Consider the following 15,461-nt stretch of genomic DNA (forward strand, 5'->3'; position numbering starts at 1 on the left):
TGAGCAGCGGCATCGCCTGGTCTAGGCTTCAGCAGGTCCGTCAACGTCAGTTTATGGCGCCTGCATCGGGGGATGTGCATGGACGTGAGGCTCGCGTCCCTGCTCATGGCGTCGTAGGCTGCGTGGGGACCAACGGGGAGGGAGGCGTGGGTGGGCGCCTTCTCCATCGCCGGACGCCTGGACAGGCTCTTCAAACAGCTGCGGCCGGAGCCGAGTTACATGGCCGTGGCCGAGGCTGTCCGGGCTGATCAGGGCGTTTCGATCTCCCATACGTATATCTGGCAGTTGCGGACGGGCCGGCGGGACAACCCGACCATCCAGCACCTGACCGCACTCTCCACCTACTTCGGTGTGCCGGTGTCGTATTTCATCGACGACGAGCAGACGACGCGCATCGACACCCAGCTCGACCTGCTGCGGACCATCCGCGACGCCGGGGTCACCGAGCTCGCCCTGCGCGCGGCCGACGTGTCGCCGCGCGGGCGCGACACGATCAGCGAGCTGATCCAGAGGGTGTGGGAGTCGGAGAAGGGCTTGCGAGACCGCGGCTCACCCGGCTGAGCCAGGCCACCTCGTCGGCCATCGTGGGGCCGACCGGCGCCCAGGTCCCCGGCGTGGCCAGCGGTGTCGTGGCCGCCCGGCGTTGCAGGGCCGCCATGATGGCGGCGGCTTCGTCGTCCGGCGACGGGCCGTGCGGCGACGCGTACGGACGCAGTGCGAGCATGCCGTCGCGGATCTCGATGACCCGGCGATAGAGGCGCAGGTGCACGTCGTCGACGCCGGCCAGTTCGATCACGGCCCGTCGCGGCGTGAAAAGGATCACCTCGGGGAAGGCGTCGCGCATCGCCTTCCAGAGTGGGCGCAGCACCAGCAGCGAGCGATAGGCCTCGTACGCTGCCCGGGCCCGCCGCGTGGCCGGCACCAGCAGTCCGGCGATGGTCAGGATGAGCCCGCTCGTCTGCACGGTCCGGCCGACCGGTTCGACTGTCGAGAATGCGACATCCGTGCCCAGGTTGTGAGCCAGGATGAGACTGCCCTTGATCGCGGCGTAGCAGGCCACCAGGGCGGTGCCGACGGCCGTCACCCGCAGGCCGGCGCGGGCGGTCCGGGCCCGGGCCTCGCCGCTGATCCGCCAGAACAGCGTCGACGTGGTGACCAGGACCGTGCCCAGGTAGGCCTCGAGCGTCACCCAGTACGCCACCACCGACCAGCCCTGATCGCCGGCCAGTTCCTCGGCCTCGGTGTCGATGCCCCCGGCGATCACGTCCAGCCCGCACAGCGCCACCAGCACCGTCAGCAGCAGGGCCAGCTGCCGCGCCCGGACGCCGGTGTGCGTGACCAGCGCGATGAACCGCAACAGGAAATAGGCCGACGTCACGCCGAGCAGATGCGGCACGATCGGGATGTCCACCTGCGCGGCCACCGGGGCGAACGACACCGTCTTGGCCAGCGCGATCGCGCCCACCGCGGCCCACAGCGCCCGTTGCCGCTGATCGCGCCAGAGGGTCGGGACCCGGATGATCGTCGCGCCCCACAACAACGCCAGCAGCGCGACGTCGAGGATCATTCGAAGCCCAGCGCGTCGGCAACCCGTCCCAGCGTGGTGCGCGGTCCGCGCGAGGACCGGCCGCGGATGAGCGAGGCCATCATCTCGGCCTCCCGCTCCTGAGCGTCGGTGTAGCCGACCCGGCCCAGCATGCGCCGCACGGCGCCCGGCTCGAGGTCGGGGAAGAGCCGTTCGATCGCGGCGTCGGCGCCGGAGTGTCCGCAGAGGATGTGCGAGAGCTCGTGCAGCACGATGTGCTCGGCGTGCAGCGGCGAGGTGCCCGGGTCGAAGAAGACGTGGTCGGCCGTCTCGGTGCCGATCCAGAGCCCGCAGGGTGCCTCGGCGCTGAGCCCGGGGATCGGCTGGCGGATCAGCGGCCGGCCGCGGCGGTCGGCGATCTCGTCACAGAACTGGTCCAGGTCGAAAGGATCGGGCACGCGCAGGCCACGCAGCTTCCGCTCGCACCGTCGTCGCAGTCCCTCCACCGCGGCCACGCTACTCGACCGTTCCGCTGCGCGGAACTGCGCGGAGAAAGCGCTTACCGAACACGGGGTGTCGAACGCGTGTGGAATACCCCACGGGACTGTTAACTATTCGGCCGATCTCTGCTTAGCCTTACGAACCTTGGGGCAGAAACCAGTTCGGCCGAGGAATCAAAACCGGAGGTGGCTGGCGATGGCAAAGTACGTCTACGACTTCGCTGAAGGAAACAAGGATCTCAAAGACCTTCTCGGGGGCAAGGGCGCCAACCTCGCGGAGATGACCAATCTCGGCCTGCCGGTTCCGGCCGGCTTCACGATCACCACCGAGGCCTGCCAGCGCTTCCTCGCGAAAGGGTCGCATGTCGACGGTCTCGGCGACGAGATCGACCGCCATCTCGCCGGTCTGGAGGCCGCCATGGGCCGTAAGCTCGGCGACCCGGCCGATCCGCTGCTGGTCAGCGTGCGCTCGGGCGCGAAGTTCTCGATGCCCGGCATGATGGAGACCGTCCTCAACGTCGGTCTGAACGACGAGTCGGTGGCCGGGTTGTCGCGCCAGGCCGGTGGCAACGACCGTTTCGCCTGGGATTCGTACCGCCGCCTCATCCAGATGTTCGGCAAGACCGTGTGCGACGTGCCCGGCGACGAGTTCGAGGACGCGCTGCACAAGGCGAAGGAGACCAAGGGCGTCCGGGACGACGTGCAATTGGACGCCGACGATCTGAAATCGCTCGTGTCGGCGTACAAGAAAGTCTTTTCCAAGCACGTCGGCCACGATTTCCCGCAGGACCCGCGCCAGCAGCTCGACCTGGCGATCGAAGCCGTTTTCCGTTCCTGGAACGCGGACCGGGCGGTGCTCTACCGCCGGCAGGAGCGCATCCCGGCCGACCTCGGCACGGCGGTCAACGTGGTGGCGATGGTGTTCGGCAATCTCGGGCCCGATTCGGGTACGGGTGTCGCGTTCACCCGTGACCCGGCGACCGGCGAGAGCGGCATCTACGGTGACTACCTGCAGAACGCGCAGGGCGAGGACGTGGTCGCCGGCATCCGCAACACTCTGCCGCTGGCCGACCTCGAGAAGATCGACAAGAAGTCGTACGACGAGCTGTTGCAGATCATGGCGACGCTCGAGGGGCACTACCACGACCTGTGCGACATCGAGTTCACGATCGAGCGCGGCAAGCTGTGGATGCTGCAGACCCGGGTCGGCAAGCGCACCGCGGCGGCCGCCTTCACGATCGCCGCGCAGCTCGTCGAGGAGGGCATGATCGACCTCGACGAGGCGGTCACCCGGGTCAGCGGCGCGCAGCTCGCCCAACTGATGTTCCCCCGGTTCGACCTCTCCGGCGACCCGACGTCGCTGACCCGCGGGGTCGGCGCTTCGCCCGGTGCCGCGTACGGGTCGGTGGTCTTCACCTCGGCCCGGGCGGTCGAGCTGGCCGCCGCCGGCGAGAAGGTGATCCTGGTCCGCCGCGAGACCAACCCCGACGACCTGCCCGGCATGATCGCGGCGCAGGGCATCCTCACCGCCCGCGGCGGCAAGACGTCGCACGCGGCCGTGGTGGCGCGGGGCATGGGCAAGACCTGTGTCTGCGGCGCGGATCAGGTCGAGGTCGGCCGCGACCGGTTCACCGTGCACGGCCAGGTCGTGCACGAGGGCGACGTGATCTCGATCGACGGCACGACCGGGCGGGTCTACCTCGGCGAGGTGCCGGTGCGCCCGTCCGAGGTGGTCCAGTACTTCGAGGGTGACCTCGACCCCGCGCTGGCCAACGAGCCGCTGGTCGCCGCCGTGCACCAGCTGATGACGCACGCCGACCAGCGCGCCCGGCTGCGGGTGCGGACCAACGCCGACACCGGTCCGGACGCGGCCCGGGCCCGCCGCTTCGGAGCCCACGGCATCGGGCTGTGCCGCACCGAGCACATGTTCCTGGGCGACCGCCGCGAGCTGGTCGAACGGCTGATCCTGGCCCACAACAAGGCCGAGCGCGACGACGCGCTGGCCGCGCTGCGCCCGCTGCAGCGCGACGACTTCCTGGAGATCTTCCGCGAGATGAACGGGCTGCCGGTCACCGTGCGGCTGATCGACCCGCCGCTGCACGAGTTCCTGCCCTCGCTGGAGGAGCTGGCGGTGCAGGTCGCGGTGGCCAAGGAACGCGGCGAGGAGTCCGAGGAGGTGGAGCGCGACGAGCGGATGCTCGCGGCCGTGCGGCGCATGCACGAGTCGAACCCGATGCTCGGTCTGCGCGGCGTACGCCTGGGACTGGTCATCCCGGGTCTGTTCGCCATGCAGGTGCGGGCGATCGCCGAGGCCGCGGTAGCGCTGGCCGCCGAGGGCGGCCGGCCGCGGCCCGAGATCATGGTCCCGCTGGTCGGCGCGGTCCAGGAGCTCGAGACCGTACGCGCGGAGGCCGAGAAGATCATCGCCGAGGTGGCCGGTGACTCGGGGGTCGAGGTGCTCATCGGCACGATGATCGAGGTGCCGCGGGCGGCGCTGACCGCCGGGCAGATCGCCGAGGCGGCGGAGTTCTTCTCGTTCGGCACCAACGACCTGACCCAGATGGCGTGGGGTTTCTCCCGCGACGACGTGGAGGGTGCGTTCTTCTGGCGCTACCTGGAGCTGGGCATCTTCGGCATCTCACCGTTCGAGTCGATCGACCGGGACGGGGTGGGGCGCCTGGTGCGGATCGCCGGCGAGGAGGGCAGGGCGGCCCGGCCCGATCTGAAGCTCGGTGTCTGCGGCGAGCACGGCGGCGACCCGGAGTCGGTGCACTTCTTCCACGAGGTCGGGCTCGACTACGTGTCCTGCTCACCGTTCCGGGTGCCGATCGCCCGCCTCGAGGCCGGCCGCGCGGCGATCGAGTCAGCCGGCTCGGATCACCGCTGATCCGGGTCGCGGACCCACTCTTCGGGTGTTGATCTCGCGACGCGCTCAACATGGAGGGAGGAAGGGTCTAGCGTCGAGGTCGTTCCCACAGTCGTTTCCGCAGCCAAGGGAGTCTGTGATGGCGTCTCACCTCAACCCCTACCTGACCTTCGACGGCAACGCCCGCGAGGCGATGGAGTTCTACCACTCGATCTTCGGCGGCGACCTCAAGGTCAACACCTTCGGCGAGTTCGGCGCGCCCGACCCGTCGATCGCCGACAAGGTCATGCACGCGATGCTGACCACCAGCCAGGGCTACGTCCTGATGGCCTCCGACACCGCCCCCGGCATGGGCACCTTCACCCCCGGCGACACCATGACGGTCAGCCTGAGCGGCGACCCCGGCGAGGGCCTCGAAGACGTGTGGGAGAAACTCGCCGACGGCGCCACCATCAAGTTGCCGTTCGAGAAGCAGATGTGGGGCGACCTCTACGGCCAGCTCGTCGACAAATACGGCGTCCCCTGGATGATCGACGTGGTCGCCCCGCAGTAGGGCCACCGCCCGCGGCCCGCGCCTGTGCGCGCGGGCCCGGCGGCGCGTCGGTCAGCTGCCCTTGCCGCGTCGGTCAGCTGCCCTTGGACGCGGAAGGCTTGCAGAGGTTGGTCTTGGTGATGGCCACGATGCGCTGGCCCTTCTTGGCGTCCACCGCGAAGAGGCTGATCGCGTCGGTGACCGTCTCGCTGGTCGACATGCCGTTGGTGAAGTCGGTGCAGAGGTTGTAGCCGTTGTCCAGCGCGGCCTGCTTGTCGGCCGTCAGCTTGGCGTCGAGCTTGCCCAGCGCCTCCAGGTACGTCGCCTCGTCGCCCTTGGGCAGGCTCGGAGCGGCCTGCTCCTCGGCCACCACCGGCGTGACCATCTTGGCGTCGTTGTCGTCCGTGCAGGCGCTCAGCGTCCCCAACCCGGCCAAAGCCACCAGAACGGTGCCAGCCCCGACAAGCCGTGCCCCCACGTCGCGTCCCCCTCGTTCACGCCGAAGCGATCTTTACCGCCTCGTACCGCAGGCACGGTACGGCCCCCGCGCCAGCCCCACTACCGACACCCGGCCGACTTTTCCGACCATCCGGCCAGCGCGGCACACATTCTCCGGCACCGCCCGCGGAGAACACCCGTCCGCGTCCCGGGCCGATCAGTCGTAGTCGGGCGGCGGCGGCTCGTGGTCGTAGTCGATGTCGGGCGGTTCCTCGTCGAACACGAAGGCGTGCGCGGGCTCGTCCTCGCCGAAGCGGGAGGTGCTGCCGGACGCCCGGGCCGGCGGCGGCGGGGGCGACGACGGCGTGGGGGCGTCGTCGCCGTGGAGGGTGTCGAGGACCTGCTGGCCGAACTTGGTCAGCTTGCCCTGGCCGACACCGCTGACCGTGCCCAGCTCACCCAGCGTCTTCGGGTTGAGCGTGGCGATCGTCCGCAGCGTGGCGTCGTGGAAGATGACGTAGGCCGGCATGCCCTGCTCCTTGGCCACCGAGGCCCGCCACGCCCGCAAGCGCTCGAAGGTCGAAGCGGCGGCGGGGGACAGGTCGGCGGCGACCGGTGCGGCTCCGCCGGCGGCCGTGGCCCGCTGCTTGGGCGCCTTGACCTTGGCCGGGGCCTCGCGCCGCATCATCACCTTGGTCTCGCCGCGCAGCACGCCCGCGCTGGCCTCGGTGAGGACCAGCGTGCTGTATTCGCCCTCCACGGCCAGCAGCCCCTGGGCCAGGAGCTTGCGCACCACGCCGCGCCACTCGGCGTCGCGCAGGTCCCGGCCGATCCCGAAGACGGACAGCTCGTGGTGGCGGAACCGCTGGACCTTGTCGGTCTCCTTGCCCAGCAGGATGTCGATCGCCTGGCCGGCGCCGAATTTCTGCCCCCGCTCGCGCTGCAGCCGCAGCACTGTCGACAGCAGTTTCTGAGCCGGCACCGTGCCGTCCCACGACTCCGGCGGCACCAGGCAGGTGTCGCAGTTGCCGCAGTTGTCCTCAGTGGAGACCTGCCCGAAGTAGTTCAGCAGCTGCGACCGCCGGCACGTCACCGTCTCGCACAGCGCGAGCATGGCGTCGAGGTGCCGCCCGGCGTTGCGCCGGTGGGCCAGGTCGCCGTCGGAGCTGTCGATCATCTTTCGCTGCTGCACGACGTCCTGCAGACCGTAGGCCAGCCAGGCCGTCGAGGGTTGCCCGTCCCGCCCGGCCCGGCCCGTCTCCTGGTAATAGCCCTCGACGGATTTCGGCAGGTCGAGGTGCGCGACGAAGCGTACGTCCGGTTTGTCGATCCCCATGCCGAAGGCGATCGTCGCCACCATGACCAGGCCGTCCTCGCGCAGGAAGCGGGACTGGTTGGCCGCGCGGATCCGGTTGTCGAGACCCGCGTGGTAGGGCAGCGCGTTCACCCCGTTCTGCTGGAGGAACTCGGCTGTGCGCTCGACCGACGCCCGGGACAGGCAGTAGACGATGCCCGAGTCGCCGGGGTGCTCGGTGCGCAGCAGGTCGAGCAACTGCTTGCGCGGCTCGTTCTTGGGCACGATGCGGTACTGGATGTTGGGGCGGTCGAAGCTCGCCGTGAAGTGCCGCGCGTCGGTCAGCTGCAGCCGGGTGGCGATCTCGTCGCGGGTGGCGCTGGTGGCCGTCGCGGTGAGCGCGATGCGCGGCACCTCGGGCCAGCGCTCGTGCAGCATCGACAGACCGAGATAGTCGGGGCGGAAGTCGTGGCCCCACTGCGACACACAGTGCGCCTCGTCGATCGCGAACAGCGAGATCTTGCCGCGGTCGAGCAGCCGCTGGGTGGCCGCCACCCCCAGGCCCTCGGGTGCGACATAGAGCAGGTCGAGGTCACCGTTGACGAACTCGGCCTCGACCAGGCGGCGCTCGTCGTAGTCCTGCGCCGAATTGAGGAAGTTGGCCCGCACCCCGACCGTGCGCAGCGCGTCGACCTGATCCTGCATCAGCGCGATCAGCGGCGAGATGACCACGCCGGTGCCCGGCCGCACCATCGCCGGGATCTGATAGCACAGCGACTTGCCCCCACCGGTCGGCATGAGGACGAGCGCGTCGCCGCCACCGGCCACGTGCTCGATGATCTCGTGTTGCTGCCCACGGAACGACGGATAGCCGAAGACGCGGTTGAGGACGTCGACGGCGGCCGAGCCGTCGGCGGGAGCCTGGGCTGAAGTCACCCCGCGACAGTACAGAGAAACTCCGGCGGCGGGCGAAGCCCTGTGGACAACGGCGAATTGTGGACAACCCGCAGGCCGGGCGCCGCTCGGAGCAGACTTTTCAGCGCGTCGGAAGCAGGGCCACCAGCTCGAGAATCACCTGAGCGGGCGTGCCCGGTGCGGCGTCGAGCACGAGAGGAGCCTGAGTCGCATGATGACCCGCCACATGGTGCAGCGCCGACACCCCGGCGCTGGACAGATGGGTGACACCCGACAGGTCCACCGTCAGCGGCACCGTGCCGCCCCGGCTGCGCCGCAGCAGCTCCCGGTGCACCAGGGTCGCCGTGGTGAGGTCGAGCGGACCCTCCAGCCGTACGTGGGCCTCGTCGTCACCCGCCTGCTCGACGATCCGGAACTCGGGCTCGTCGTCGCGAGCCGGGTGCGGCGCCGCGACGGTGAGGTCGAGCAGCCGGGCCGGCCGGCTCAGCGGCTTCGACACGCGGGCCACCGTGCCCGTCTCGGTGTGGTCTACCTCGAGCAGCGACACCAGCTGGGCGGTCAGCGCCAGCCCGCGCCCGCGATTGAGCTGCCGCTGGGGTGCCCGCCACGTCCCGACGTCGGTCACCGAGGCCAGCACGACCCCGGCCGGGGTCAGCGTCGCCTCGACGGTGACGGTCGCCTCCGGGTCGGTGCCCGCGTGCTCGACGGCATTGGCCAGCAGCTCACCCACCGCGTGCTGCAGGGCGAAGACGTCCTCGCCGGTCGCCCCGATCTGACCCAGCCACTTGGCCAGCCGGCGCCGGGCGGCGCGCAGCTGATCCGGCTGGGCCGGCATCTCCAGGGCCAGGTCCGGGACGACGGGGACGCGCTGCACCGCCAGCAGGGTGATGTCGTCGGTGTGCCCGGTCGCCCGCACCAGCAGCTCGACCGTCTGCGAGCAGACCCGTTCGGCGGGTGTCGCCACCGGGTCGTGCAGGGCCCGGCCGGCGGCGCTGTCGGCCGCCACCTGGGCCAGCTCCCCGGCGCTCGACGGGTGGTCGCGTCCGGGCCGTTCGAGGATCCCGTCGCTGTAGAGCAGGAGCAGGTCGCCGTTGTCGAGCTGGTCCTGGCGTATGGGGAAGGACCCTCCCGTCCCCAGCGGCGCCCCACCCGTCAGGGCGAGATAGCGGGTCGCGCCCGACGGGCTGACCACCAGCGGGGCCGGGTGTCCGGCGGTGCAATAACTGACCTCGCCGCTCACCGGGTCGAGCGAGGCCATTGCCACCGTGGTCGCGTGCGCGGCCGGCACCCGGGTCGCGAACCGGTCGGCCGCGGCGAGCGCCTCGACGATCCCGGCGCCCTCTTCCAGCCTGTCCTGCAGCACCGCTCGCAGCTGTCCCATCACGCCCGACGCGGTGACCCCGTGCCCGACCACGTCGCCGACGATCAGCGCGATCCGACCGTCGCGCTGGGCGATCGCGTCGAACCAGTCCCCGCCGGCCGCCGTGTCCGCTTCGGCCAGCAGATAGCTGGCTGCCACCTGCGCCCCCGGCAGCACCGGCAGGCCCGCGGGCAGCAGCTCGCGTTGCAGGGCGGTGATGACATCGCGACTCTGCTCGTACCGCCTCTGCAGGCTTGCCGTCTGCTCGGCCGCGGCGTGGCGCTGCCGCACTGCCTCGGTGACGTCGAAGCCGATGCCGATCACCCCGCGGCGCTCGCCGTCGACGACCCAGGGAGTGATGGTGAAGTTCGCGAACATCTCGAGCACCGAACCGTCGGGGGCCGAGATGTGGGCCCGCCACTCCCGGCCGTTGACCGGCTCGCCGGTGCGGTAGACGTCGTAGTAGGCGTCGACGAACTGCTGGCCCGCGAGATCCTTGATCACCTCGCGGATGGGCCGGCCGCGGAACTCGCGACCGGCCAGCACCGAGCGGGTGGCCGCGCTGAGGGTGAGCACCCGCAGTTCCGGGCCCTCACACACGACCAGGATGAAAGGGACCTGGTCGACCGCGGCCAGCACCAGCGAAGGGTCGTCCACCATCAGCTCATCCTGCCGGACATCAGGCCATGAGTGTCACTCGGCCAGCGGCAAGTCGATCGTGTGAGCTGTGTGGGAGGCCTTCGTCGCCAGATATCTCACATTCGCCGGGGACATGTGCACCCCGGTCGGCACCCGCTGGGCGACCTCGATGCCCGATTTCTCGAGCTGGATGGCCTTGTCCGGGTTGTTGCTCAGCAGGCGGATGCGGTCGGCCCCCAGCGCGAGCAGCATCTGGGCGGCCGCGGTGTAATCGCGCTCGTCCTCGCCGCGACCCAGCGCCACGTTCGCCTCGTAGGTGTCGAGACCGGCGTCCTGCAGGGCGTAGGCGTCCAGCTTGGCGTAAAGACCGATGCCGCGACCCTCCTGACGCAGGTAGAGCAGGAAGCCGCCCTGCTCGGCGATCCGCTCGACGGCCTCACGCAACTGCGGGCCGCAGTCGCAGCGCTGGCTGCCGAAGACGTCGCCGGTCAGGCACTCGCTGTGCGGGCGCACCAGGGGTGCCCGGCCACCGGCGGCTGACTTCTTCAGCGCCCGCTGCCAGTCGCCCAGGCCGAGGGCCAGATGCTCCTTGCCGTCGACGAGCCCGTCGAAGGTCATCACACGAGCGGTGGTGGCGTACCCGTCGCCGAAACGGAGTGGGACGGTCACCTGCTGCCGCATCGTGGCTTCTAACATCGGTCCTCCTCGTTGGTTCCCCGTTGATCCGCTTTACCCGCCGGCCGGAGTCACCGCACCGCAACAGACCGCGAACGTGCCAGTAATCGTGTCGCGGATTATCTTGGACGCAACTGTTCGACCAGGGTGACGATCGTCGCTCTACTGGAGGCGGCATCGTGGTTGAGCGTCCTTACACCCTGTTGAGTTGTGGCATGTCGATCGACGGCTATCTGGACGACGTGGCGCAGGAACGGCTGTTGCTGTCCAACGAAGCCGATTTCGACCGCGTTGATGACGTTCGTAGTGGTTGTGACGCGATCCTCGTCGGCGCCACGACCATCCGGCAGGACAACCCGCGGCTGCTGGTGCGCTCGGCCGAGCGCCGCGCCGCCCGGGTGGCCCGGGGGGAGGCGCCGAACCCGCTGAAGGTCACGGTCACCGGCCGCTGCGACATCGATCCCGCTGCACGGTTCTTCACCGTAGGAGACGTCGACAAGCTGGTGTACTGCGCGTCCTCGACGTGCGATGCAGCCCGCGAGCGGCTCGGCGAGGTGGCCACAGTGGTCGACGCCGGCGACCCGGTCGACCTGCTCCGAGTGGCCGCCGATCTGGCCGGACGCGGCGTGCGCCGGCTGATGGTCGAGGGCGGTGGCACGATGCACACCCAGTTCCTCACCGCGGGGCTGGCCGACGAGCTGCAGCTGGTGGTGGCGCCGTTCTTCGTGGGTGACTCGCGGGCGCCACGGTTCGTCAGCGACGGTGAGTTCCCGTGGGGGCCGAGCCGCCGCGCGACGCTGGCCGAGGTCCGCCAGATCGGCGACGTCGTACTGCTGCGCTACGCGCTGTCCGACCGCTTCGACCCGCGCTGAGACCGTGCCGCGCGAGCAGCCGGTCGCCCTGCGGTGCGCGGGGACAGGCAGGGCGCCGGACGCTTCGCGGGGTGCGGGGACAGGCTGGGCCGCGGTCGCCACGCGGGGCGCGGAGACAGGCTGGGCCGCGGTCGCCACGCGGGGCGCGGAGACAGGCTGGGGCGCGGTCGCCACGCGGGGTGCGGAGACAGGCTGGGCCGCGGTCGCCACGCGGGGTGCGGAGACAGGCTGGGGCGCGGTCGCCACGCGGGGTGCGGGGACAGGCTGGGCGGCGGAGGCCACGCGGTGCCTGAGCACACGCGGCGTCGTGCCGTGGAGGTGGACGAGGGGCGCCGGCCCCCATCTGGGGGCCGGCGTGGGTGGGATTGAGCTGTCGGGCATGTGTCAGGCGCCGGCACGGACCAGTTCGCGGCCCGGGAGGGCGGCGGGGACCGGCACGGACTGAGCGGCCGGGGCCGGAGCCGGGGCTGCGGCTGGCTGGGTGGCCGGGAGGCCGTACGGCACCGGGGAGATCGGGGCGGCCAGGCGGACGGCGGTGGCGGCGCGGAAGCGGGCCAGCGGCCGGGCGATCAGGACCAGGGCGCCGGGCAGGGCCGCGACGAACGCGAACACCCCGTAGACGACGGCGGTGGTCAGGCCCTGCGTGGCGCTCAGGCCGGCCGCTCCGAAGGCCCACGCCGTGACGGCCTCGCGCGGGCCCCAGCCGCCGACGTTGAGCGGGAGCGACATCGCCAGCAGGGCCAGCAGCATCAGCGGCACCAGGCGGGTCAGCGAGGCCGTCGAACCGGCTGCGCGGGCTGCCACCACGAACGTCGCCAGGTGGCCGGCCACCACGACGACCGACGCCAGCGTGATGCCGGGCCAGTTGCGGCGGGCCAGCAGGCCGGTGCGGATCTCGGCCAGGCCGGTGCGCACCGCGGCCGCCACCCGCGAACCGCCCTGGCGGAGCTTGCGGAAGGCGAGCAGCAGGACCACGGCGGCCAGCGCCACCGCGAGGATGACGACGGCGGCCACAAAACCGTGCCGCTGCAGCACGGTCAGGACCGGCGACGGCACCGTGAGCAGGACGGACACGGCGATGGCGAGGAAGACGAGCTGCCCGGCGGTCCGTTCGAGCACGACCGCCCGGACGCTCTTGGCCACGTCGCCCTCGTCGCGACCGTGCTGGACGGCCCGGTCGACGTCGCCGAGCACCCCGCCCGGCAGCGCGGCGTTGAGGAACAGCGCCTTGTAGTAGTCGGCGATCGCCGTACCGAAGGAGAGCCGCAGGCCGAGGCCGCGCGCCACCAGGCACCAGCGCCAGGCGCTGAAGATCGTGGTGGCCACGCCGATGCCGAACGCGGTCGCCAGGGCGGGACCGTTGATCACGCGCAGGCCGTCGAGGAACGCTCCGGTGCCGAGCCGCCACAGCAGGAAGACGAGGATCCCCGCCCCGCCCAGGATCCGTGCCCAAGCCCAGATTCGCCCCACGTCGCCGTTCCCTTCAAGTAGCCCGTCTTTCCCCTAGTACGCCGGGGCGGGTACAAAGGGTTCAGCCGAAGATCGCCAAAAGATCGACATGTCCGACCGACGCGCTCGGCAACTGCTCCAGACGGGCGGTCAGATAGTCGTCCAGATCGAGCGAAGGCCGCTGCTCACGGGCGGCGCCGGTCCATCCGCGGAGCCACTCGGCGGTCAGTTCCGGCCGGTCGGGTCCGAGCTGCCACGCACTCGGCCGAGTGACCACCGTCGCACCCGCTTTTTCGAAAGCCCGGACCGCGTACGCCGGAGCGTCCGGCCCGAGGAGCCGGCGCCCGTCCACCACGCGCCGCTGGTGCTCGTCGAACGCCTCAGCCACCGCGGCGTCCTCCGGGCGGGCCGGGTCGAAGCTGACCTCGCCGGCGACCGACAGGGTGAACAGTGCCGCCGCACCCGAGGCGGCCAGCACCGCCACCAGCGCGTCGATCTCGGCCTCGGTCAGCAGGTCGAGCAGCGCCGAGCAGGTGACCAGGTCGGTGCCGTCGAGGTCGGCCGCGGTCAAAGCCGTCACGTTGCCCAGCGCCCCCTCGACGCTGACGCCCGGCACCCGCACGTGCGAGGTGGCGTAGTGCAGCAGTTTCGGGTCGAGGTCGGCCAGGATCCAGTGCTGCGGCGTCTCCAGCTGGGGGGCCAGCCACCGCGCCATCGAACCGGTGCCGCAGCCGAGATCCCGGATCACGTGGACGGGCTTGGGCAGCAGCGCTACGAGATCGGCCGCGCGGGCGTCGGCGTCGGCCGGTTCGCGCAGGCCCAGCCAGGACTCACTGAATTCACCGGTCATCGAGGGGTCTCCTTGTCAGCGGGCGGGCCGGCGGCAGCGGGTGGGCCGATGGCCGATGAGCAGATGGCGGAGAGCCGGTGGGCGGTCTCGCGCCAGGTCGGAAGGGTTTCGCGGCGGGCTCGGGCGGCGGTGCGCAGGCGGTCGCGCAGCGTGTCGTCGGTGAGCCAGGATCGCAGCGCGGCGGTCAGGGCGGCTCGGTCGCCGGGAGGGATCAGCAGGCCGGGCATGGTTCCGTCGGGGGCCGTGCCGAGCGCCTCGGGCACACCGCCGACCGCCGTGGCCACGACCGGCAGTCCGCGGGCCAGGGCTTCGGTCACCACCATGCCGTACGTTTCGGCTCGGGACGGCAGGACCAGAAGATCCGAGCCCGCGTACGCGTCGTCGAGCTCCGCGGAGGCCAGCGGCCCGGCGAAGTGAAGCCGAGGGTCGCGATGCGGAACCGGTCGCACCACCGCTCCCGCGAAGGTGCACTCCCAGTCGAGCCCGGCCAGGTCTTCCAGCGCCCCGACCAGCAGATCCTGGCCCTTGCGGGGGCTCACGGCGGCCACGCAGAGCAGCCGCCGGCCGTCGGGCCGAACGGTGGCGAGCTCCGCCGCGTCGACGCCGGGCGGGGCGACCTCGACCCGGGTCAGGCCGTGCATGGTGGCCACCCGTTCGGCCGCCGCGGTGCTGGTGGCGACCACGGTGGTGGCCAGGTGCAGGGCCTTGCGCTCACGGTCGCGCAGGTCGGCCGCGTCGCTGGGGGAGAGGCCGGTCTCGTCGCTGAGCGGCAGGTGCACGAGGACGATCAGCCGCAGCCGCGCCGCGTGCAGTTCCAGGATCTCCGGCACGCCGCAGCCGACCAGCCCATCCACCAGCACATCCGACATGTCCGGAATATAGGAGAGAGCGGTGGTGAGGGCGCGACGGGCTTCCGGGCCGGGCCGGGGCCAGGCACCGTTCACCGCGACCTCGCGCACCTCCGGCAGCAGCGACAACACCGACCGGTCGTAGCGGTTCCCCCCGCTCGGCGCCGCCGGGTCGTCGATGCCTCCGGGCACGATCGCCCACAGCGGCGCCGCCACCCGCCCCAACGAAGGGGAGTGCTCACCTTGCGCGGTGGGCGCCGGCGGCCGGCTGCCGGCGGACGAGGGGGAGCCTGAGGTCACAGATCGCGCTCGTACGAGGCCCAGGCGATGTGTGACTCGTGCAGGGTGATCGACAGGCCGGTCAGGCCGGTCGCGCCCGGGCCCAGGTCGCCGGCGGCGATCTTGGCGGCCAGGCGGTCGGCGATCACCTTGGCCAGGTATTCGGTCGACGTGTTGATGCCCAGGAAGTCGGGCTCGTCGTCGAGGTTGCGGTAGCTCAGCCCGCCGCAGATCGCGTGCAGCTCCTGCGAGGCCAGGCCGATGTCGACCACGATGTTGTCGTCGTCGAGCTCCGGCCGGCGGAACGTCGCGTCCACCACGAAGGTCGCGCCGTGCAGTTTCTGGGCCGGTCCGAAGACCTCACCGGAGAAGCTGTGCGCGATCATGATGTGGTCGCGGACGGTGATGCTGAACAAGGG

At 71.1% G+C, this 15,461-nt stretch carries 14 protein-coding genes; 4 read left to right on the top strand and 10 right to left on the bottom strand.

The window, feature by feature from the left end; translation table 11 throughout:
* Positions 1-150: 150 nt before the first annotated feature.
* Positions 151-561, top strand: coding sequence for a helix-turn-helix domain-containing protein (locus NAG42_RS30245; RefSeq protein WP_250035288.1), 411 nt, complete (start codon positions 151-153; stop codon positions 559-561).
* Here the strand turns inward: NAG42_RS30245 and NAG42_RS30250 are convergent.
* Positions 494-1,567, bottom strand: a complete 1,074-nt coding sequence (locus tag NAG42_RS30250; RefSeq protein ID WP_250035289.1) for an MAB_1171c family putative transporter — start codon at positions 1,565-1,567, stop codon at positions 494-496. The genes NAG42_RS30245 and NAG42_RS30250 overlap by 68 nt on opposite strands.
* Positions 1,564-2,031, bottom strand: a complete 468-nt coding sequence (locus NAG42_RS30255; protein ID WP_250035290.1) for a hypothetical protein — start codon at positions 2,029-2,031, stop codon at positions 1,564-1,566. The genes NAG42_RS30250 and NAG42_RS30255 overlap by 4 nt, the downstream gene beginning before the upstream one ends.
* Positions 2,032-2,221: 190 nt before the next feature.
* Here NAG42_RS30255 and ppdK point away from each other — a divergent pair, with 190 nt between their 5' ends.
* A complete protein-coding gene (gene ppdK, locus NAG42_RS30260) occupies positions 2,222-4,912 on the top strand; it encodes a pyruvate, phosphate dikinase (protein ID WP_250035291.1) in 2,691 nt (896 codons plus the stop codon).
* Between the two features lie 118 nt (positions 4,913-5,030).
* Positions 5,031-5,444, top strand: coding sequence for a VOC family protein (locus NAG42_RS30265; protein WP_250035292.1), 414 nt, complete (start codon positions 5,031-5,033; stop codon positions 5,442-5,444).
* Between the two features lie 73 nt (positions 5,445-5,517).
* On the opposite strand, the gene NAG42_RS30270 is transcribed toward NAG42_RS30265, so the two are convergent.
* From NAG42_RS30270 to NAG42_RS30285, 4 genes are all read right to left on the bottom strand, one after another.
* On the bottom strand, positions 5,518-5,901 hold the full coding sequence (locus tag NAG42_RS30270) for a DUF732 domain-containing protein (protein WP_250035293.1): 384 nt from the start codon (positions 5,899-5,901) through the stop codon (positions 5,518-5,520).
* Between the two features lie 177 nt (positions 5,902-6,078).
* Complete coding sequence (gene recQ / locus NAG42_RS30275) at positions 6,079-8,091, bottom strand: DNA helicase RecQ (protein ID WP_250035294.1); 2,013 nt, start codon at positions 8,089-8,091, stop codon at positions 6,079-6,081.
* A gap of 100 nt (positions 8,092-8,191) precedes the next feature.
* Positions 8,192-10,090, bottom strand: a complete 1,899-nt coding sequence (locus NAG42_RS30280) for a SpoIIE family protein phosphatase (protein WP_250035296.1) — start codon at positions 10,088-10,090, stop codon at positions 8,192-8,194.
* A gap of 33 nt (positions 10,091-10,123) precedes the next feature.
* A complete protein-coding gene (locus NAG42_RS30285; RefSeq protein WP_250035297.1) occupies positions 10,124-10,765 on the bottom strand; it encodes a GTP cyclohydrolase II in 642 nt (213 codons plus the stop codon).
* Positions 10,766-10,923: 158 nt separating this feature from the next.
* On the opposite strand from NAG42_RS30285, the gene NAG42_RS30290 reads away from it, so the two are divergent.
* Positions 10,924-11,616 carry a RibD family protein gene (locus NAG42_RS30290; RefSeq protein WP_250035298.1) on the top strand — a complete coding sequence of 231 codons (693 nt, stop codon included), beginning with the start codon at positions 10,924-10,926 and terminating at the stop codon, positions 11,614-11,616.
* A gap of 384 nt (positions 11,617-12,000) precedes the next feature.
* Here NAG42_RS30290 and NAG42_RS30295 read toward each other — a convergent pair whose 3' ends face one another.
* From NAG42_RS30295 to NAG42_RS30310, 4 genes are all read right to left on the bottom strand, one after another.
* On the bottom strand, positions 12,001-13,086 hold the full coding sequence (locus NAG42_RS30295) for a lysylphosphatidylglycerol synthase transmembrane domain-containing protein (protein ID WP_250035299.1): 1,086 nt from the start codon (positions 13,084-13,086) through the stop codon (positions 12,001-12,003).
* Between the two features lie 61 nt (positions 13,087-13,147).
* On the bottom strand, positions 13,148-13,915 hold the full coding sequence (locus NAG42_RS30300) for a class I SAM-dependent methyltransferase (protein WP_250035300.1): 768 nt from the start codon (positions 13,913-13,915) through the stop codon (positions 13,148-13,150).
* On the bottom strand, positions 13,912-14,979 hold the full coding sequence (locus NAG42_RS30305; RefSeq protein WP_250035301.1) for a glycosyltransferase family 4 protein: 1,068 nt from the start codon (positions 14,977-14,979) through the stop codon (positions 13,912-13,914). The genes NAG42_RS30300 and NAG42_RS30305 overlap by 4 nt, the downstream gene beginning before the upstream one ends.
* A gap of 80 nt (positions 14,980-15,059) precedes the next feature.
* A complete protein-coding gene (locus NAG42_RS30310; protein WP_250035302.1) occupies positions 15,060-15,458 on the bottom strand; it encodes a 6-pyruvoyl trahydropterin synthase family protein in 399 nt (132 codons plus the stop codon).
* Positions 15,459-15,461 lie beyond the last annotated feature (3 nt).

The organism is Paractinoplanes maris (assembly GCF_023544465.1).
GTDB lineage: Bacteria > Actinomycetota > Actinomycetes > Mycobacteriales > Micromonosporaceae > Actinoplanes > Actinoplanes maris.

Bases quoted from the DNA above. Each gene is read 5' to 3' on its own strand.
- NAG42_RS30250 (WP_250035289.1), bottom strand. From the start codon at position 1,567: ATGATCCTCGACGTCGCGCTGCTGGCGTTGTTGTGGGGCGCGACGATC.
- ppdK (WP_250035291.1), top strand. From the start codon at position 2,222: ATGGCAAAGTACGTCTACGACTTCGCTGAAGGAAACAAGGATCTCAAA.
- NAG42_RS30265 (WP_250035292.1), top strand. From the start codon at position 5,031: ATGGCGTCTCACCTCAACCCCTACCTGACCTTCGACGGCAACGCCCGC.
- NAG42_RS30280 (WP_250035296.1), bottom strand. From the start codon at position 10,090: ATGGTGGACGACCCTTCGCTGGTGCTGGCCGCGGTCGACCAGGTCCCT.
- NAG42_RS30285 (WP_250035297.1), bottom strand. From the start codon at position 10,765: ATGTTAGAAGCCACGATGCGGCAGCAGGTGACCGTCCCACTCCGTTTC.
- NAG42_RS30300 (WP_250035300.1), bottom strand. From the start codon at position 13,915: ATGACCGGTGAATTCAGTGAGTCCTGGCTGGGCCTGCGCGAACCGGCC.